Annotated in this window: 16 protein-coding genes; 12 read left to right on the top strand and 4 right to left on the bottom strand. The window is 69.6% G+C overall.

What is annotated here, in order from left to right; translation table 11 throughout:
- Positions 1 to 60: 60 nt before the first annotated feature.
- Both AB0J42_RS02980 and AB0J42_RS02975 read right to left on the bottom strand, forming a co-directional pair.
- The gene (locus tag AB0J42_RS02980; RefSeq protein ID WP_364288003.1) at positions 61 to 3,720 is read right to left on the bottom strand and encodes a multifunctional oxoglutarate decarboxylase/oxoglutarate dehydrogenase thiamine pyrophosphate-binding subunit/dihydrolipoyllysine-residue succinyltransferase subunit; all 3,660 of its coding nucleotides are present in this window, start codon (positions 3,718 to 3,720) and stop codon (positions 61 to 63) included.
- Between the two features lie 204 nt (positions 3,721 to 3,924).
- On the bottom strand, positions 3,925 to 4,575 hold the full coding sequence (locus AB0J42_RS02975) for a phenylalanine--tRNA ligase beta subunit-related protein (RefSeq protein ID WP_364288000.1): 651 nt from the start codon (positions 4,573 to 4,575) through the stop codon (positions 3,925 to 3,927).
- A 74-nt stretch (positions 4,576 to 4,649) separates the two neighbouring features.
- On the opposite strand from AB0J42_RS02975, the gene AB0J42_RS02970 reads away from it, so the two are divergent.
- Both AB0J42_RS02970 and AB0J42_RS02965 read left to right on the top strand, forming a co-directional pair.
- Positions 4,650 to 5,219 carry a helix-turn-helix domain-containing protein gene (locus tag AB0J42_RS02970; RefSeq protein WP_364287997.1) on the top strand — a complete coding sequence of 190 codons (570 nt, stop codon included), beginning with the start codon at positions 4,650 to 4,652 and terminating at the stop codon, positions 5,217 to 5,219.
- Positions 5,216 to 6,496 (top strand): MFS transporter, encoded by a 1,281-nt coding sequence (locus tag AB0J42_RS02965; protein WP_364287994.1) that lies wholly within the window; start codon positions 5,216 to 5,218, stop codon positions 6,494 to 6,496. Before AB0J42_RS02970 ends, AB0J42_RS02965 begins: the two co-directional genes overlap by 4 nt.
- On the opposite strand, the gene AB0J42_RS02960 is transcribed toward AB0J42_RS02965, so the two are convergent.
- Positions 6,444 to 7,271 carry a glutathione S-transferase C-terminal domain-containing protein gene (locus AB0J42_RS02960; RefSeq protein WP_364287991.1) on the bottom strand — a complete coding sequence of 276 codons (828 nt, stop codon included), beginning with the start codon at positions 7,269 to 7,271 and terminating at the stop codon, positions 6,444 to 6,446. The genes AB0J42_RS02965 and AB0J42_RS02960 overlap by 53 nt on opposite strands.
- A 46-nt stretch (positions 7,272 to 7,317) precedes the next feature.
- Between AB0J42_RS02960 and AB0J42_RS02955 the strand changes: the two genes are divergently transcribed.
- From AB0J42_RS02955 to AB0J42_RS02920, 8 genes are all read left to right on the top strand, one after another.
- Positions 7,318 to 8,373, top strand: a complete 1,056-nt coding sequence (locus tag AB0J42_RS02955; protein ID WP_364287988.1) for an MBL fold metallo-hydrolase — start codon at positions 7,318 to 7,320, stop codon at positions 8,371 to 8,373.
- Between the two features lie 60 nt (positions 8,374 to 8,433).
- Positions 8,434 to 9,306 (top strand): SDR family oxidoreductase, encoded by an 873-nt coding sequence (locus AB0J42_RS02950; RefSeq protein ID WP_364287985.1) that lies wholly within the window; start codon positions 8,434 to 8,436, stop codon positions 9,304 to 9,306.
- 154 nt (positions 9,307 to 9,460) lie between these two features.
- A complete protein-coding gene (locus AB0J42_RS02945) occupies positions 9,461 to 10,618 on the top strand; it encodes an ROK family transcriptional regulator (RefSeq protein WP_364287982.1) in 1,158 nt (385 codons plus the stop codon).
- A gap of 11 nt (positions 10,619 to 10,629) precedes the next feature.
- A complete protein-coding gene (locus tag AB0J42_RS02940) occupies positions 10,630 to 12,114 on the top strand; it encodes a sugar ABC transporter ATP-binding protein (RefSeq protein ID WP_364287979.1) in 1,485 nt (494 codons plus the stop codon).
- Entirely contained in the window at positions 12,114 to 13,139 is a 1,026-nt protein-coding gene (locus AB0J42_RS02935; protein WP_364287976.1) for an ABC transporter permease, read from the top strand. The genes AB0J42_RS02940 and AB0J42_RS02935 overlap by 1 nt, the downstream gene beginning before the upstream one ends.
- The gene (locus AB0J42_RS02930; protein ID WP_364287973.1) at positions 13,136 to 14,197 is read left to right on the top strand and encodes an ABC transporter substrate-binding protein; all 1,062 of its coding nucleotides are present in this window, start codon (positions 13,136 to 13,138) and stop codon (positions 14,195 to 14,197) included. The genes AB0J42_RS02935 and AB0J42_RS02930 overlap by 4 nt, the downstream gene beginning before the upstream one ends.
- An 11-nt stretch (positions 14,198 to 14,208) precedes the next feature.
- Complete coding sequence (locus tag AB0J42_RS02925; protein ID WP_364287970.1) at positions 14,209 to 15,357, top strand: Gfo/Idh/MocA family oxidoreductase; 1,149 nt, start codon at positions 14,209 to 14,211, stop codon at positions 15,355 to 15,357.
- Entirely contained in the window at positions 15,354 to 16,361 is a 1,008-nt protein-coding gene (locus tag AB0J42_RS02920) for a sugar phosphate isomerase/epimerase family protein (protein WP_364288204.1), read from the top strand. The genes AB0J42_RS02925 and AB0J42_RS02920 overlap by 4 nt, the downstream gene beginning before the upstream one ends.
- 524 nt (positions 16,362 to 16,885) lie before the next feature.
- Here the strand turns inward: AB0J42_RS02920 and AB0J42_RS02915 are convergent.
- Positions 16,886 to 17,869: a DUF2332 domain-containing protein gene (locus AB0J42_RS02915; protein WP_364287967.1), complete on the bottom strand. Its 984-nt coding sequence runs from the start codon at positions 17,867 to 17,869 to the stop codon at positions 16,886 to 16,888.
- 475 nt (positions 17,870 to 18,344) lie between these two features.
- On the opposite strand from AB0J42_RS02915, the gene AB0J42_RS02910 reads away from it, so the two are divergent.
- Positions 18,345 to 18,950 (top strand): hypothetical protein, encoded by a 606-nt coding sequence (locus AB0J42_RS02910; RefSeq protein WP_364287964.1) that lies wholly within the window; start codon positions 18,345 to 18,347, stop codon positions 18,948 to 18,950.
- Positions 18,951 to 18,980: 30 nt separating this feature from the next.
- Positions 18,981 to 19,508: a DinB family protein gene (locus tag AB0J42_RS02905; RefSeq protein ID WP_364287961.1), complete on the top strand. Its 528-nt coding sequence runs from the start codon at positions 18,981 to 18,983 to the stop codon at positions 19,506 to 19,508.
- Positions 19,509 to 19,512: the final 4 nt, after the last annotated feature.

The following is a 19,512-nucleotide window of genomic DNA, read 5'->3' as shown; positions in this document are numbered from 1 at the left end:
AAAGCACGTCAGCCCCCGCCGGGCGGCGGGGGCTGACATGGCGTTTCAGCGTCGATCAGGTCAGCCGAAGACCTGACGCATCAGCTCCTCCTGCTCCGCGTCGTGGGCGGCGTGCGAGCCGACCGCGGGCGAGCTGTTCGGAGTACGGGAGACGCGCCGCGGACGGCGGCCACCCCAGAGCTGCGGGTCCTCCGCCAGCTTGAGCGACAGGTACGGCCACGGGCCCATGTTGACCGGCTCGTCCTGCACCCAGAGCAGCTCGGCGTCGGAGCTGTAGCGGGCCAGCTCGGCGTCGACCTCCTCCTTCGGGTACGGGTAGAGCCGCTCCAGGCGGACCAGGGCGACGTCGTCGCGGCCCTCGGCCTCGCGCTTGGCCAGCAGGTCGTAGTAGACCTTGCCGGAGCACATGGCCACCTTGGTGACCTTCGCCGGGTCGACCAGCGTGTCGCCGAGGACCGGCTGGAAGGTGCCCGAGGTGAAGTCGGACGCCTTCGACGTGGCCCGCTTGTGGCGCAGCAGCCACTTCGGCGTGAAGACGACCAGCGGCTTGTGCCGGCCCGACTTCACCTGCCAGCGCAGCAGGTGGAAGTAGTTGGCCGGGGTGGTCGGCTGCGCCACCGTCATGTTGTCGAGCGCGCAGATCTGCAGGAAGCGCTCGATGCGGGCCGAGGAGTGGTCGGGACCCTGGCCCTCGTAGCCGTGCGGCAGCAGCAGCACCACGCCCGAGCGCTGGCCCCACTTCTGCTCACCGGACGAGATGAACTCGTCGATGATCGTCTGGGCGCCGTTGACGAAGTCGCCGAACTGCGCCTCCCACGCCACCAGCGCGTCCTTGCGCTCCAGGCTGTAGCCGTACTCGAAGCCCAGCGCCGCGAACTCGCTCAGCAGCGAGTCGTAGACGTAGAACTTGGTCGTGCCCTGGTTGAACGCCTTCAGCGGGGTGTGCTCGGCGCCCGTGACGCGGTCGACCAGCACCGCGTGGCGCTGGGTGAACGTGCCGCGCCGCGAGTCCTGGCCGACCAGGCGGACCGGGTGGCCGTCGATGAGCAGCGCGCCGAACGCCAGCGTCTCGCCCATGCTCCAGTCGATCGAGTCCTGCTCGACCATCTGGCCGCGGCGCTGCAGCACCGGCGCCAGCCGGGGGTGGACCGTGAAGCCCTCCGGCAGGTTGAGCTGGGTGTCGACGATGCGCTTGAGCGTCTCGTCGGTGATCGCGGTCGGCGTGTCGGCGTGCGACCACTTGACCACCTCGGTGGGCGGCACCCGCATCGACCCCGCCTCCAGCGGCCGCTTGGCCGCCTCGCGGGTCTCGGTGAAGGCCTGCTCCAGCTTGGCCTGGTAGTCGCGGAGCGCCGACTCGGCCTCCTCGACCGTTATGTCGCCCCGGCCGATCAGCGCCTCGGTGTAGAGCTTCCGGGTCGAGCGCTTGGCGTCGATGAGGTCGTACATCAGCGGCTGGGTGAAGGCCGGGTTGTCGCCCTCGTTGTGGCCGCGGCGGCGGTAGCAGATGAGGTCGATCACGACGTCCTTGCGGAACGCCTGGCGGTACTCGTAGGCGAGCTTGCCCACGCGCACCACGGCCTCGGGGTCGTCGCCGTTGACGTGGAAGATCGGCGCCTGGATCATCCGCGCCACGTCGGTCGCGTAGACCGAGGACCGCGACGAGGCGGGCGAGGTGGTGAAGCCGACCTGGTTGTTGACCACGATGTGCACGGTGCCGCCGGTGCGGTAGCCGCGCAGCTGCGACAGGTTGAGCGTCTCGGCCACGACGCCCTGGCCGGCGAAGGCCGCGTCGCCGTGGACGAGCACCGGCAGGACGGTGAAGCCCTCCTCGCCGCGCTCCAGCAGGTCCTGCTTGGCCCGGACGACGCCTTCCAGGACCGGGTTGACCGCCTCCAGGTGGGAGGGGTTGGCCACCACGGAGGTGGTGATGGTCTTGCCGCTCGGCGCGGTGAACTCGCCGGTGGCGCCCAGGTGGTACTTCACGTCGCCGGAGCCGTGGGCGGTGCGCGGGTCGATGTTGCCCTCGAACTCGCCGAAGATCTGCGCGTACGACTTGCCCACGATGTTGGCCAGCACGTTGAGCCGGCCGCGGTGGGCCATGCCGATGACGACCTCGTCGAGCTCCTCGTCGGCGGCGTCGCTGATCACCGAGTCGAGCAGCGGGATCAGGGACTCGCCGCCCTCCAGCGAGAACCGCTTCTGGCCGACGTACTTGGTCTGCAGGAAGGTCTCGAACGCCTCGGCGGTGTTGAGCCGGCTCAGGATGTTGAGCTGCTCGTCGCGGGCGGGGGAGATGTGCGGCTTCTCCACCCGCTCCTGGATCCAGGCCCGCTCCTCGGGGTTCTGGATGTGCATGTACTCGATGCCGACGGTGCGGCAGTACGAGTCGCGCAGCACGCCCAGGATCTCGCGGAGCTTCATCAGCGGGCGGCCGCCGAAACCGCCGGTGGCGAACTCGCGCTCCAGGTCCCACAGGGTAAGGCCATGGGACTGGATGTCGAGGTCGGGGTGCTTGCGCTGCTTGTATTCGAGCGGGTCGGTCTCGGCCATCAGGTGGCCGCGCACCCGGTAGGCGTGGATCAGCTCCAGCACCCGGGCGGACTTGGACACGTCGTCGTCGTGCGAGGCCGACACGTCCTGCACCCAGCGGACCGGCTCGTACGGGATGCGCAGGGCCTCGAAGATCTCGTCGTAGAAGCCGTCGGCGCCCAGCAGCAGCTGGTGGATCCGGCGCAGGAAGTCGCCCGACTGCGCGCCCTGGATGATCCGGTGGTCGTAGGTGCTGGTCAGGGTCATGACCTTGGAGACGGCCAGCCGGGAGAGCGTCTCCGGGGAGGCGCCCTGGTATTCGGCCGGGTACTCCATCGCGCCCACGCCGATGATCGTGCCCTGGCCGGGCATCAGGCGCGGAACGGAGTGGACGGTGCCGATCGTGCCGGGGTTGGTCAGCGAGATCGTGGTGCCGGTGAAGTCGTCGACGCCGAGCTTGCCGGCCCGCGCCTTGCGGACGATCTCCTCGTACGCCGACCAGAACTGCCGGAAGTCCATCGTCTCCGCGGCCTTGATCGACGGCACGAGCAGCTGGCGTTCGCCGTTGCTCTTCTGCACGTCGATGGCGAGGCCGAGGTTGACGTGTTCGGGCTTCACCAGGGTCGGCTTGCCGTCGACCTCGGCGTAGGAGTAGTTCATCTCCGGCAGGGCCGCCAGGGCCTTGACCACGGCGTAGCCGATCAGGTGGGTGAAGGAGACCTTGCCGCCGCGGCCCCGCTTCAGGTGATTGTTTATCACGATGCGGTTGTCGACCATGAGCTTGGCCGGGATGGCCCGCACACTGGTCGCGGTGGGCAGGGACAGCGAGGATTCCATGTTGAGCGCCGTGCGCGCCGCCGCACCGCGCAGCCTGACCTCCTCGGCGCCCTTGGGCACCGCGGGGCCGGGTTGCTTGGCCTGCTTCGGCTTCTCGGCTGGTGGCGCCGCCTTCGGCGGCTTGGTGGTCGGTGCTGGTGCGGAGGCGGGCGCGGTAGCTGTGCCGTTCGCCGCCTCCCTGGCCGGGGCTCGCCCGGATCCGTAGTCAGGGTTGTAGTCAGCGAAGAAGTTCCACCAGGCCTTGTCTACGGACTCGGGATCCTGGAGGTACTTCTGGTACAGCTCGTCGACAAGCCATTCGTTCTGACCAAAGCTTGCCAGCGGGTTTGTCCGCGACGACTCAGACGACACGGCGGAAATCGCCCTCTTCCGCAGATCGGCGTTGATGATGGAGAACCTGTCCAAGGCTACTCGCCCGGACCGGGAGAGCGCGCAACCGAGGCTGTGGCGCCACGGCCGATCCTCTCAGCATGTTCTTAGAGGTCATGACTCCCCCGTCCAGTCCAGGCGGTGCCGACTATATTACCGTTTGGTATCAACTTTGGGGCCGGGGGTTTACTTCCTCGCTGGTAGGAGCCGGGTGTCGATCCGGACCTCCGGGGAGAGCCGGGTCAGCAGGTCCGCCAGCTCCTCTCCGGCCTCCTTGAGTTCTTCCATCGTCATCGGCTCCAGCCGCTCCAGCAGGAAGATCGCGTTGGTGGTCTCCTCGGTGAGCCGGGTGCGGACCACCTGGCGCCAGTTCCATCTGCGGCAGGTCACGCCGGCGTCGTCGCGCCAGATCACCTCGCCGGGCGCGGGCTGCCCGAGCGCCTCCTCCGACGCCTCGTCGCCGCTCGCCCGTACCAGGCGCGGCGGGCCCTGATAGCGGTCGAGGTCCTCGCCGCCGATGGGCAGCGCGTGCTTGACGCTGACGGAGTTGTAGGCGTCGACGACCAGGTTGATCTCGGGCAGGGGGAGCCGGCGGGAGAGCGCGTCGACGGAGGGCCGGGTGCGCTGCGGCTTGGCGCCGAAGGCGCGGTAGGCGTCCTTCCAGGCGTCGATCTTCTCGGTCTGGACCGGTCGGGCGGCCTCGGCCGCCTCGGTGAGCCAGGCCCGCGTGCGGTCGTCGGTGGGCCCGTTGCGCAGGCCCCTGGCGGTGATCGCCAGCAGCGCGAAGTCGGGACGGAGCGTGTGGACCTCGTTGTCCACCCAGATGTCGTCCAGCATGCGGGCAGTCTATCGATCCCGGCGGACCGCAGAATTCTCTTTGCAAAAAAGCCTTTGCGATTTACCCTCGACGTATGGAAGAGCAGTACAAGATCAGCGATCCCCGGGTGCTCAAGGCCGTCGCCCATCCGCTGCGGGTGCGCCTGCTCGGCCTGCTCCGCGGCGACGGCCCGGCCACCGCCAGCGAGCTGGCCCGCAAGGTCGGCGAGAGCTCGGGCTCGACCAGCTACCACCTGCGCGAGCTGTTCAAGTACGGCTTCATCGAGGAGGACGACGAGCGGCGCGACGGCCGCGAGCGCCGCTGGCGGGCCCGCCACCGCTACACCTCCTGGGACGCCGCCGCGCTGTCGGGCAGCGAGCAGGGCCGCGAGGCGCTGCGGATCATCCACCTGCGGCAGGCGGAGATGGTCGGCCGGGTGATGGCGGAGTACGACCAGGCCGCCTGGCCCGAGGAGTGGGCGGAGGCCGCCGGGATGAGCGACCACCTCCTGACGCTGCCGCCCGCCGCGCTCCGCGAGTTCAAGGAGAAGGCGGGGGAGCTGCTGCGCGACCTCGCCGCCCGCCACGCCGGCGACCCCGCCGCCCGGAAGGTGCACGTCTGGCTGGGCGCGGTCCCCCGCGCGGCCCAGGAGGAGGAGTCGTGACCAGCCGTTCCGCGTTACGCCGCTACACCCTCGTCTGCTTCCTGACCTGGCTGCCCATCGGCCTGGCGATGCCCTCGATGGTGCTCCTGATGACCGAGAGAGGTCTCGGCCTGGCCCAGGCCGGCCTGGTGCTCACGGTCTTCTCGGTCGTCACCCTCACTCTGGAGCTGCCCACCGGCGGCCTGTCCGACGTGCTGGGGCGGCGCGTCATGGCGGCCGTCTCCGCCGCGATCCTGACCGTGGCGCTCGTGCTGACCGCCGTGTCGGCCACGTTCTGGATGTTCCTGGCGGGTTACGCGCTCAAGGGCGTGGCCCGGGCGCTGTCCAGCGGGCCGGCCACCTCCTGGTACGTCGACACGCTGCACCGCATCGAAGGGCGCGGCGCCGATCTCAAGCCGGGGCTGTCCCGGGGCGCCGCCGTGGAGTCCGCGGCGCTCTGCCTCGGCGTGCTGGCCGGGGGCGTCCTGCCGCTGGTCGTGCCGCCGGGGGCTGTCTTCCCGCTGGCCGCGCCGAGCCTGGCGGGGGCGGTGGCGGCGGCGGTCCTGCTGGTGGTCGTGCTGCTCGCGCTGCCCGAGCCGCCCCGCGCCCGCGTGTCGCCCGGCGGGGTGCTGCGCGACGTGCCCGCCACGGTCGTCTCCGGGATACGGCTGACGGCCGGCGGGCCCGTGCTGCGCCGCCTGATGCTCGCCGCCGCCTGCTCGGGCGTACTGCTGGTGTCGATCGAGCTGCTCACCCCGGGACGCCTGGCCGGGCTCGCGGGGACGGCCGAGCAGGGCAGCGCCGCGTACGCGGTGGTGGCCGCGCTGGGGTTCGCCGGGAGCGCGGCGGGCAGCGCGCTCGCGCCCCGCGCGGCGCGGCTGGCCGGGAGCTCGGCCCGCGGGGCGATCGCCGGTGTCGTGCTGGCCGCGGTCTCGGTCGGGACGCTGGCCGCCACCGCGGGGCTGGGCGGCGCGGCGGGGCTCGCGACGGCGGGCGCGGTCTACGTCACGCTGTTCGCCGGGGTCTCGGTGACCGGGCTGCTCTGCCTGGAGATGACCCACAACGCCGTCACCGCCGCCGAACGCACGACCGTCGCCTCCGTGTCCTCACTCTCCCTGCAGTCGGGCGGCATCCTGGCCAACCTGACGCTCGGCGCGCTGGCGGCGCAGGCCGGGGTGGCCGCCGCCTGGGGGCTGAGCGCCGTCGTGGTGCTGGCCTCGGCGCTGCTGTTCGTCCGGATGCCGGTCACAGGCTCCAGTCGAGCTCCGGACCCAGCGGTACGAGCCGGCTCGGGTTGAGGTTCGTCTGGGTCAGGTAGTAGTGGCGCTTGATGTGGTCGAAGTCCGTGGTCTCGCGGAAGGCCGGGATCGCGTACAACCTCCTGGTGTACGACCAGAGCGCCGGATAGTCCGTCAGCCGCCGGAGCGAGCACTTGAAGTGGATGTGGTACACCGTGTCGAAGCGGACCAGCGTGGTGTACGCGCGCACGTCGCTCTCGGTCAGCCGGTCGAACAGGAACTCCCGCCCCGACAGCCGCTCCTCCAGGAAGTCCAGCGTGGCGAAGACCTTCCGCACCGCCTCCTCGTACGCCTCCTGGCTCCGGGCGAAGCCCGCCTCGTAGACCGCGTTGTTGAGGCCGTGGTAGAGGCGGTCGTTCAGGGCGTCGATCTCGCCGCGCAGCTCCTCGGGGTAGAGGTCGAGGGCGCCGCCCCAGCGCGTCTCCAGGTCGAGGGTGATCCGCGGGAAGTCGTTGGTGACGATGCGCTCTTCCTTGACGTCCCAGACGCACGGCACGGTGTAGCGGCCCCGGAAATCGGGGTCGGTGGCCAGGTACAGCTCCGACAGGAACGCGCCGCCGGGCACCCGCCAGCCCCGCTCGTCGCGGATCGGGTCGACGATCATGGCCTCCAGCAGGTCCTGGATGCCGAGGAGCTCGCGGACGATCAGCACCCGCTGCGCCCACGGGCAGGCGTAGGAGGCGTAGAGCCGGTAGCGGCCCGGCTCCGGCGGGCCCAGCGGCTCGGTGAAGGCGTTCGGCTGCCTGATCCAGCGTCCATCTCGTACCGCGTCCATGACCCCAGTAGAACATGATTCGGGAGGTGCGGGCAGAATCGGGGACATGGCGAAGTTCGTGGTGACTCCCTCCAGTGAGAGACAGCGTGCGGCGTGGACCGGCGGGGGCATCCCCGAGGTCGAGCGGGTCCGGCCGGGTCTCTGGTCGATTCCGGTGCCCATTCCTATCAACCCGCTGCGGTACGTGCTCGTCTACGCGCTGGAACTGGCCGACGGCGTGGCGATCATCGATGCCGGGTGGGACACCGACGAGGCGTTCGAGGCGCTCTCGGCCGGGCTCGGCGTGGCCGGTTACACGATCGGCGACGTCAAGGCCGTGCTCGTCACCCACATCCACCCCGACCACTACGGGCTCGCCGGGCGGGTCCGGGAGGCGTCGGGCGCGTGGATCGGCCTGCACCCCGCCGACGCCGGGCTGCTGCGCGAGCGCTACGACGACCCGTACATCGACGGGCTCGTCGCCAAGGAGCGCGCCCAGCTCCTGCGCTGCGGCGTGCCCGGCTCCGTGGTGGACGAGCTGGCGGGCGCCTCCATGATGATCCGCGACTTCGTCACGATGGCCCCGCCCGACCGGCTCGTCGAGGACGGCGACCGGCTCGACCTGCCCGGCTGGGACCTGCGCGCCGTCTGGACCCCCGGGCACTCGCCCGGCCACCTGTGCTTCGCCGAACCGTCCAGGAAGGTGCTGTTCACCGGTGACCACGTGCTGCCCCGGATCACCTCCGCCGTGGCCGTGCACCCGCAGTCGTCGCCGAACCCGCTGGCCGACTACCTGGACGCGCTGGACGCCGTGCGCGCCTTCGACGTGGACGAGGTGCTGCCCGCGCACGAGTACCGGTTCCTGGAGCTGGCCGGGCGGGTCGACTACGTGATGGCGCACCACCGGGAGCGGCTGGAGGAGATCGAGCGGGTCATCGTCGGCGACGGGGTCACCTGCTGGGACGTGACAACCAAGCTGACCTGGTCGCGGCCCTGGGAGTCGATCGAGCCGTTCATGCGCCGCGCGGCCTGCAACGAGACGCTGGCCCACCTGGTGTGGCTGGAGTCGCGCGGCCGGGCCCGCCGGGTGCCGGGAGAGCCGGAGCTCTGGACCCGGGACTGATCGCGGACCCTGAGTTATCGTGCAGCTGACAGAATTTTATTCTCCTGCGCTGGAGGTTCGATGCTGCGGTTCGATGACAGGGTCGCGATCGTCACGGGGGCCGGTCACGGCCTCGGCCGCTCACACGCGCTGCTGCTGGCCGAGCGGGGCGCCAAGGTGGTCGTCAACGACCTCGGCGGCGCGCTCGACGGCACCGGCGCCTCGGCCGGTCCCGCCGCCGACGTGGCGGAGCTGATCAACAAGAACGGCGGGCAGGCGATAGCCAGCACCGACAACGTCGCCACCCCCGAGGGCGCCCGCGCGATCGTCGCCGCCGCGGTCGAGGCCTTCGGCAAGGTCGACATCGTGATCAACAACGCGGGCATCCTGCGGGACAAGTCCCTGGGCAAGATGTCGGTCGAGGACTTCGACAACGTGATCGCCGTGCACGTGCGCGGCTCCTTCCTGGTCACCCAGGCCGCCTACCCGCACATGAAGGAGGCCGGCTACGGCCGCGTCGTCAACACCTCCAGCCCGGCCGGGCTGTTCGGCAACTTCGGCCAGGCCAACTACTCCACCGCCAAGATGGGACTGGTCGGCCTGACCAAGACCGTCGGCATCGAGGGGGCGCGCAACGGCATCAAGGCCAACGCCATCGCCCCCATAGCGTGGACCCGGATGACCGAGTCGCTGCTGCCCGCCGAGTTCGAGGCCAAGTTCACTCCCGAGCGGATCAGCGCCCTGGTGGCCTACCTGGTCCACGAGTCGTGCGAGGTGAGCGGGGAGGTGTTCAGCGTGGGTGCCGGCCGGGTGGCGAGGGTGTTCGTCGCCGAGGGCCCCGGCTGGAAGGACGACGACCTCACCCCCGAGGCCATCGCGGAGAACTGGGACCAGATCATGGCCGAGCAGCCGTACGTCCAGACGGCCACGGAGTCCATGCAGCGCATGCTCTGACCACGAACGCGCAGGTCAAGGCCGGATGGGGAGCCCCCGTCCGGCCTTCTCTGTGTCCTGACAAATTCGACTTTGTTCGATGATCGGCGTAAGTGTCGGGAGTTATGTCGCTCACACTCTTGAATTACGACTTGCGTGATCTTATTGTCTCGGCATGACCCCCGCCCCGGGCTCGCCGGGCGACGTCCTGACGCTCATTAGCGCAGGCTCGGCCACGACCCGTTCCGATCTCGCCCGGCTCACCGGGCTGGCCCGCTCCACGATCTCCCAGCGCGTCGACGCGCTGATCGAGCGCGGGCTGGTCGAGGAGACCGAGAGCGGCGAGTCGACCGGCGGCCGGCCGCCCCGCCAGCTCCGTCTGCACACCGAGGAGCACGCGTTCGCCGGCGTCGACCTGGGGGCCACCCACTGCCGTATCGCGCTCATGGACATGACCGGCGTGGTGCTCGCCCAGTGCGAGGACCCGCTGCTCATCGCCGAAGGGCCGGAGCGGATCCTGGCCCACGTCGACGAGCGGATCGACCGGCTGCTCGCCGCGGCGGGACGGCCCAGGGCGGCGCTGCGCGTGATCGGCATGGGCGTGCCGGGACCGGTCGAGTTCGCCACCGGCCGGCCCAACAACCCGCCGATCATGCCCGGCTGGAACGACTACCCGATCCCCGACTACTTTCCCGGCGTCGACGTCCTCGTCGACAACGACGTCAACGTCATGGCGCTCGGCGAGCACCGCGACGTCTTCCCCGACGCCCGCCACCTGCTGTTCGTCAAGGTCGGCACCGGCATCGGCTGCGGCATCGTGGCCAACGGCAAGCTCCACAGGGGAGCCCAGGGCTCGGCCGGCGACATCGGCCACATCCGCGTCAGCGGCTACGAGGAGTCCGGCTGCCGCTGCGGCAACAGCGCCTGCCTGGAGGCCGTGGCCGGCGGCGCGGCAGTGGCGCGGCGGCTCACCGAGCTGGGCATCCCCGCGGAGACCGGCGCCGACGTCGTCGCCCTCGTCCAGGCCGGCAACACCCAGGCGCTGCGGCTGGTCCGCGAGGCCGGACGGCTCATCGGCGGGGTGCTGGCCGGCCTGGTCAACTTCTTCAACCCCGAGGCCATCGTCATAGGAGGCGCGCTCTCCCGGGTCCACGAGCACCTGCTCGCCGGCATCAGGGAGACGATCTACCGCCGCTCGCTGCCGCTGGCCACCAACCACCTGTCGATCGTGCCGACCCGCATGGGAGTCGACGCCGCCGCCGTGGGCGCCGGAATCCTGGCGATCGAGCACTACCTGTCCCCGGACAACATCAACAAGATCGTCAACGCCTGAAAGGGAGCCCCATGCTCGTCATGAGGGGGATCGTCAAGCAGTTCCCCGGGGTACGCGCGCTGGACGGGGTCGATCTCGACGTGCGAGCGGGCGAGGTGCACTGCCTGCTGGGCCAGAACGGCGCCGGCAAGTCCACGCTCATCAAGGTCCTGGCGGGCGTCCACCAGCCGGACGAAGGCACGGTCGAGTTCAACGGGAAGCGGATCCGCCCATCCGGCCCGAACGACGCCATCCGGCTCGGCTTCGCCACCATCTACCAGGAGCTCGACCTCGTCGACGGGCTCAGCGTCACCGACAACATCTACCTCGGCCACGAGCACGCCAAGCTCGGCTTCGTCAACCGCGCCGCGGGCAACCGGGCCGCCCGCCAGGTGCTGGAACGGCTCGGCCACCCGGAGATCCGCCCCACCACCGAGGTCGGCCGGCTGTCCCCGGCCGCCAAGCAGGTCGTCTCGATGGCCCGGGCGCTCTCCCACGACGCCCGCCTGATCATCATGGACGAGCCGTCGGCCGCGCTCGCCCACGACGAGGTCGCCAACCTCTTCCGCATCATCCGCGAGGTGACCGCCCAGGGCGTCGCCGTGGTCTACATCTCCCACCGGCTGGAGGAGATCCGCGAGATCGGCGACCGCGTCACCGTACTGAAGGACGGCCGCACCGTCGCGGTCGGCCTGCCCGCGAGCGACACCCCCACCTCCCAGATCGTCTCGCTCATGACCGGCCGGGACGTCGAGTACGTCTTCCCGCCCCGGCCGACCGAGCCGCCCGGCGAGGAGGTGCTGCGGGTCGAGGGGCTCACCTCCCCGGGCGCGTTCCGCGACGTGTCGTTCTCGGTACGGGCCGGCGAGATCCTCGGGCTGGCCGGCCTCGTCGGCTCCGGCCGCTCGGAGATCCTCGAAGCCGTGTACGGGGCCCGCCCGTCCACCGGCAAGGTGGTGCTCTCCGGCAAACCGGTACGGAAGAGCGTCGTCGGCAACGTGCGCCGGGGCATGGGCCTGGCACCCGAAGAGCGCAAGGCCCAGGCGCTGCTGCTCGACCAGAGCGTCACGGCCAACATCTCCCTCGGCAGCCTCCCCGCCTTCGCCAGACTCGGCTGGCTGGACCGTACGCGCGAAAGAGCCGAGGCCGAGCGGCTGGTGAAGGCGCTCGACATCCGCCCGCCCGACCCCGAACGCGCCGTCAAGACCCTGTCGGGCGGCAACCAGCAGAAGGCCGTGCTCGCCCGCTGGCTGCTCGGCAGCCGCAAGCTGCTCCTGCTCGACGAGCCGACCCGGGGCGTCGACGTGGGCGCCAGGGCCGAGCTGTACGCGGTCATCCGCGAACTGGCCGACAGCGGCATCGGCGTGCTGCTGGTCTCCAGCGAGGTGCCGGAGGTGCTCGGCCTGGCCGACCGCGTGCTGGTGGTGCGCGAGGGATCCGTCATCCACGAGGGCGACGCCCGCGAACTCGACGAGCACCTCGTACTGGACATGATCATGAACGGGAGGGCTGCCTGATGAGCGACCCCACGAAACCACGGACGGACACCGGGCCACCAGGGCTCGCGACGGCCCGCCAGGCCGTCGCCAACCCCCTCGGCAGGCTGATCGAGGGCGGCCATGTGGGCCTGCTGGTGGCGATCGCGCTGCTCGTCGTCGTCGGCCTCGTCACCAGGCCCGACGCCTTCGGCACCACGTCGAACCTGATCAGCATCCTGTCGCTGGCCGCCACCATCGGCGTCATCACCGTCGGCGCCACCTTCGTCATCATCGGCGGCGGCATCGACCTGTCGGTCGGCGCGGTCATGGCCCTGTCCTCCGTATGGGCGACGACGGTGGCCACCCAGGAGTTCGGCCCGGTCGTCATGGCGATCTGCGCCATCCTCGTCGGCACCGGCACCGGGCTCGTCAACGGCATCCTCATCGCCTACGGGCGGCTGGTGCCGTTCATCGCCACCCTCGCCATGCTGGTCGCCGCCCGCGGCCTCGCCCAGCGCATGTCCGACCGCAAGACCCAGCTCATCCAGCCGGAGAACTCCGCCATCGTCGAGCTGTCGACCACCCGGGTGCTCGGCGTCCCGCTGCTGGTCTACGTCTTCGCGCTGGTCGTGGCGCTCGGCTGGATCCTGCTCAACCGGACCACCTTCGGCCGCCGCACCTACGCCGTCGGCGGCAACCCGGAGGCGGCCCGGCTGGCCGGCATCGACGTGCGCCGCCACACCATGCTTCTCTACGCGCTGTCGGGGCTGTGCTGCGGCATCGCCGCCATCCTCATCATGGCCCGCACCACCACCGGTTCGTCCACCCACGGCGACCTGTACGAGCTGGACGCCATCGCCGCCGTCATCATCGGCGGCACCCTGCTCACCGGCGGCCGAGGCACGATCATCGGATCGATCCTCGGCCTGCTCATCTTCACGCTCATCACCAACCTGTTCATCCTCAACGGCCTCAACACCAGCGACCAGCTGATCGCCAAGGGCCTGATCATCGTCGTCGCCGTCCTTCTCCAGCGGCGGAGTCTTAAGGAGAGAGCACCATGAGTGAAAACGTCGCACGCAGGGGATTCCTCATCGGAGGACTCGGCGGAGCCGCCCTGCTCGCGGCCGGCTGCACCAGCAACGAGCCGTCCGCCGCGCCCACCTCCGAGGCCGCACCCGCCGCCACCCAGGCGGCGGCCGGCGGCAACGACGAGCCCGGCACCAAGGTGACCATCGGCTTCTCCGCCCCCGCCGCCGACCACGGCTGGATCGCGGCCATCGCCAAGAACGCCGAGGCCACCGCCCAGCAGTACTCCGACATCGAGTTCAAGCCCGTCGAGCCGACCAACGACATCAACCAGCAGATCTCCGCCGTCGAGTCGCTCATCGCCGCCAAGGTCGACGCCCTGGTCATCCTGCCCAACGACGGCGAGCAGCTGAACCAGATCGCGCTGCGGGCCAGCGAGGCCGGCATCCCCGTCGTCAACCTGGACCGGATCTTCCCCGACAAGCTCGCCTACCGGACCTGGATCGGCGGCGACAACTACGGCATGGGCGTGGCCGCCGGCCACTACATCGGCACCGCGCTCAAGGAGAAGAACGTCTCCAACCCGGTCATCGTCGAGATCCAGGGCATCGCCACCCTCCCGCTCACCCAGGACCGCAGCAAGGGCTTCGCCGACGCGCTCAAGACGTACGGGTTCAGCGTCACCGCCCAGCAGGACGCGCAGTTCACCGTGGAGACCGGCAACGAGGTCGCCACCTCGCTGCTGCAGGCGCACAGCAAGATCGACGCGATGTGGAACCACGACGACGACCAGGGCATCGGCGTGCTCGCCGCCATCAGCGAGGCGGGGCGCGACGAGTTCATCATGGTCGGCGGCGCCGGCTCGGCCAACGCCATGCGCGCCATCAAGGACGACAACACCGTCCTGAAGGCCACCGTCACCTACAGCCCCACCATGGCCTCCTCCGCGATCAAGATCGCCCGTCTGATCGCCCAGGGGAAGGGCATGAGCGACCTGGTGGAGAACCAGGTTCCCCAGTCCATCACTCTCGCGTCCGAGACCATCACCAAGGAGAACGTCGAGCAGTACCTGCCTCTCGGCTTCGAATCCTGATCGGGGGTTGCATGTCAGACAGAACAGTCGGCGTCGGCATGATCGGCTACGCCTTCATGGGCCGCGTCCATTCCCAGGCATGGCGGAGCGTCTCCGCCTTCTTCGACCTGCCCGTCAAACCGCGCATGCGGGTCATCGCGGGCCGCTCGAAGGAGGCCACCGAGGCCGCCGCCGAACAACTCGGCTGGGACGAAGCGGTCACCGACTGGCGGGAGGTGATCGCCCGGGATGACGTCGACATCGTCGACATCTGCACCCCCGGCGACACCCACGCCGAGATCGCCATCGCCGCACTCCAAGCCGGCAAACACGTCATCTGCGAGAAACCGCTCGCCAACACCGTCGAAGAGGCCGAGGCCATGACGGCGGCCGCGGCCGGCGCCACCGGCAAGAGCATGGTGGCGTTCAACTACCGCCGGGTGCCCGCCATCGCGCTCGCCCGCCGCCTCGTGGAAGAAGGACGCCTCGGCGAGATCCGCCACGTCCGCGCCCAATACCTCCAGGACTGGATCGTCGACCCCGACTTCCCCCTGGTGTGGCGGCTCCAGAAGGACAAGGCCGGATCGGGCGCGCTCGGCGACATCGGCGCCCACATCATCGACGCCGCCCAGTTCATCGCCGGGCAGCACCTCGTCGGCGTGTCCGCCCTCACCGAGACCTTCATCAAGGAACGCCCGCTCGCCGAAGGCTCCACCGGCCTCGCCGCCAGCGGCGGCACCGGCACCGGGCCCGTCACGGTCGACGACGCCGCCCTGTTCATCGGGCGGCTGTCGGGCGGGGCACTCGGCACCTTCGAAGCCACCCGGTTCGCCACCGGCCGCAAGAACGCCCTGCGGATCGAGCTCAACGGCTCGCTCGGCAGCCTCGCCTTCGACTTCGAGGCCATGAACGAACTATGGGTCAGCGACGGCGGGCGCGGCTTCGAACGCATCCTCGTCACCGAACCCGACCACCCGTACGTCGGCGCCTGGTGGCCGCCCGGCCACGGCCTCGGGTACGAGCACACGTTCACCCACGAGATCAAGGACTTCCTGGAGGCCATCGGCCAGGGGACCGACCCCACGCCGTCCTTCGCCGACGGGCTGCGCGTCCAGCGCGTGCTCGCCGCCGTCGAACGCAGCGCCGCCGAAGGCAGCCGCTACACCACCGTGGAGGACTGATGAGACCCATCACGCTGTTCACCGGCCAGTGGGCCGACATGCCGTTCGAGGAAGTGTGCCGGCTGGCTTCCGAATGGGGCTACGACGGCCTGGAGATCGCCTGCTCAGGCGACCACTTCGACGTCGCCCAGGCCGTCTCCGACCCCTCGTACGTCGAACAGAAGCGCGCCCAGCTCGACAAGCACGGCCTGAAGGTGTGGACGATCTCCAACCACCTCGTGGGCCAGGCCGTCTGCGACAACCCCATCGACGCACGCCACAAGGGCATCCTGCCCGCCCGCATCTGGGGCGACGGAGACCCCGAAGGCGTCCGCCGGCGCGCCGCCGAAGAGATGAAGGACACCGCCAGGGCCGCCGCCGCGCTCGGCGTCAACACCGTCGTCGGCTTCACCGGCTCGTCCATCTGGCACACCGTCGCCATGTTCCCGCCCGTGCCCGCCTCCATGGTGGACGCCGGCTACCAGGACTTCGCCGACCGGTGGAACCCGATCATGGACGTGTTCGACGAGGTCGGCGTACGGTTCGCCCTCGAAGTGCACCCCAGCGAGATCGCCTACGACTACCACACCACCGTCCGCACCCTGGAGGCCATCGGCCACCGGCCCGCGTTCGGGCTCAACTGGGACCCGTCCCACATGGTGTGGCAGGACCTCGACCCGGTGGGCTTCATCCTCGACTTCGCCGACCGCATCTACCACGTCGACTGCAAGGACACCCGCGTCCGCGTCGGCGACGGCCGCCGCGGGCGGCTCTCGTCGCACCTGCCCTGGGCGGACATGCGGCGCGGCTGGGACTTCGTCTCCACCGGGCGCGGCGACGTGCCGTGGGAGGACTGCTTCCGGGCGCTCAACTCCATCGGCTACGACGGGCCCATCTCCATCGAATGGGAGGACGCGGGGATGGACCGGCTCGACGGGGCCCGGGAGGCGCTGTCGTACATCCGTACCCTGAACGCGATCAAGCCGCCGGCGGTGGCTTTCGACGCGGCCTTCAGCAGCGACTGATTGACTGGGGCGAGGGCTCTGTCCTTGGGGCCCTCGCCTCTGCTGGGGTAACGGCGTGGTCCTCGCCTGTCTTGGCGCTTCGCGCCTGTCGGCTCGGGCTGTGTTTGATTGAGGGCTCCGCCCAACGGCGTGGTCCTCGCTTGTCCTGGCGCTTCGCGCCTAACGGCTCGGGCTGTGTCTGATTGGGGGCTTCGCCCCTGGGCGAGGGGCTCCCGCCCCTCGCGCACCCGGGCATTAGCCCCGTTTCGGGGACACCGATCGACGGCATGGGTCTTGACCCGGGACTCCCCGCTTTCCGCCATGCGCCCGTGAGCTGATGGTCTCTTGCTCAAGTAGTCGGCAGTGAGCCTTGGCTGGTCTTGGAGGAGTGCTTTCCGGTGGTGTTCGGGAAATAGCTGCTCTCCGTCGGCGACTGAACAGCTGTATTTCCCGAACAAGACCGTAGGGCGAATGTGCATGTTTGCCTCATCCGCATCAGGAACTCACATATGACTGAAAACTCGGCCACGCCGGTGTCGGTCGCGTCAAGTCAGCTCGTGAGCCTCTTGAGAAGATGAGAACCAGTCCAAGTGCTGCCCGTGGGGGCCGGTGAATGCCAGGGGACGGCCGTCCAAGGAGAGGACGAAGACCTGGGATGTGCCCGGCACGGGGCGGGGGAGGCGGTGGTCCACGGCGGGGAGCACGCCGGGGGCTTCGTTGGAGATCCAGCGGCAGGAGAGTGACCGCATTGTGCTGGCGAAGGAGTCTCGTGCCTCGTGCGGCAGGTAAGCCATCACGGCGCTGTGGAAAACCACGGGGGTGGTGCCCTTGGGGACCTGGTCCAGTGTGTCGGTGATCGACTGGTTGAGGTCTCCGGGGGTGATGTTCGCGGGTTCTGCTCGGGCTATGTTGACGGCGGCCCGGAGGCGACGGAGACGTTCGCGCTGTTCGGGCCAGATCAGGCTTTCCAGCCAGCGCGTGTCGTCGGGGTCGCGTACGTCGAGTGGGTTGAGGTCGATCCCGGTGCGCCACGCGATGTCGGGCAGGCTGGCGGGCAGTGGGACGGGGCCCTGTGTCCGGCATTTCAGCAGGACGGCGCTTTCGGTGGGGCCGAGCAAGGGGCGGTCGTCGTAGCTGTACCTATAGCGATCCGGATAGAGGCAGAGACCGGCTGAGGCGCCGACCTCGATGAGGGCCAGCGGGCCTGGTAAGGAAGCCAGGGCGGGCAGGAGTGCGGCGCATCGGTTCGGCTCGTTGGTCTGGGTGCGGCGCTCCCGCATAGTCCGCTGGATCCGATCCCACTCGGCCATGGTCCAGCTTTGGAAAGCTTCGTAGTCGTGGACCGGGCCACCGAGGAATCGTACGGCCGCGAACAGCAGGTTGGGCTGCCTCTTCTCTACGGGGAGTCGGTCGATCAAGGTCAGCAGGGTGGTGTCGCGGGCGATCCGTGACGCGAGCATGTCGTAGATGGGGGAGTGCCCGCGGGCCTCCGCGAGCGAGAAACGCCGGTACCGCTCCGCCGTGTCCATGCGCCTCCGTCATCACCAGGTGGTGAGAGTCCTGCTGCGGTGATCGTGGCCGTGACGCTGGCGATGTAAACCCTTTTGGGCGAACGGGGTGCTTTGGAGTCTTGGGCGGGTCTCTAGGTGAACTGCTGGTTTGTGGTGATCGACCGGCGCCGCGATTCTGGGGCGTCGGCCGGTGTCGAGCCTCGCTGGGTGGCTGTCCGTAACCTTTCACAGAGGCGGTGCCGATGAAAGGTTAGACGTTATCCTTTCGTCGAGAGGGACTGGATGAAAGGATAACGCCCGCGGACGTACCTGATGGAGTACAGCGATGGGTGCCTCTCGGGGGATTGGTGTCACAACGCTGAAGGTGCTGACAATAGGGGAATGTCCGTATTTCAGCGATATGTTTCGAGCTTGGGTATTTTGTCGTGTCAGCAATGGATGGTTGATAACGTCCAGGGTTTGACGTGAAAATTCGCGGCGGACAAACACAAGCATGAGAAAAATCGCATCCATGCTCCTCGCCGCCGCATGCGCGGCATCCGTCGTCGTCCTGCCCGCCGAGGCCGCCCCCGCGAAAGGTGTGCAAGCGGAGCAGGTTGACCGGCCGAACGTCCGTCCGTCCAACTGGTTGAAGCGGCTGCGCCGGGCCACGGCGAAATTCAAGGACCCGCGGGTGGCCGAGAAGCACGGGTACATCAGGTCCGACAACTGCTGGGAGTTCCCGTACACGCTGCCCCGGGGTGAGCGGCTCGGCGCGATGGGCTACCACTACGTCAACGAGCGGCTCGTCAACGACCCGAAGATCCAGCTCCTGCGGCCCGAGATCCTGGTGTACGTGCCCGACGGGAAGGGCGGGCGCGAGCTGGGAGCGGTCGAGTACTTCAGGATCGACAGGGACCAGCGCATCGCGACCTCCGACGACCGGCCCAAGCTGCTGGGGCACGAGTTCCAGGGGCCGATGGGGCCGCACGAGAACGGCATGCCCATCCACTACGACCTGCACATCTGGATCTTCAAGGAGAACCCGAAGGGCATGTTCGAGCAGTGGAACCCGGCGGTGCGCTGCCCGGCCCACGCGACTCACAGCGCACACGCCTGAGAAGTCCCGCGCCGGGGGCAGACGCAGAGCATGGACTGGACGCGAGAGCTGCACGACCAGCTCGACTGGCACTGGACCAACCAGGTCCGGCCCCGGCTCGACGGGCTCACCGACGAGGAGTACCTGTGGGAGCCGGTGCCCGGAGCGTGGACCATCCGCCCGGGCACCGGCGACCCGATCGACTGGGCCTACCCGCCGCCCCGGCCCGCGCCGGTGACCACGATCGCCTGGCGGCTCGCGCACATCATCGTCGGCGTCTTCGGGGCTCGGGTGCACAGCCACTTCGGCGGGCTGCCGGTCGACTACCAGACATACCCGTACGCGGCCACGGCGGCGGAGGCTCTGGAACAACTCGACGAGGGGTATGCGCGCTGGTCGCGAGGGGTGCTGTCGCTGGGTGCGGAGGGGCTGGCGCGGCCGTGCGGGCCGGCCGAAGGGCAGTACGGCGACCGGCCGATGGCCACGCTGGTGCTGCACATCAACAGGGAGGCCATTCATCACGGTGCGGAGGTGGCATTGCTGCGGGACCTCTGGGCGCATGGGGCCGGGGGACGGTGACGGC

Origin of the sequence: Nonomuraea sp. NPDC049649 (genome assembly GCF_040675175.1) — a bacterium.
GTDB lineage: Bacteria > Actinomycetota > Actinomycetes > Streptosporangiales > Streptosporangiaceae > Nonomuraea.
Note: the sequence above shows the minus strand (reverse complement) of the source record. Positions and strands in the feature narration are given on the sequence as shown.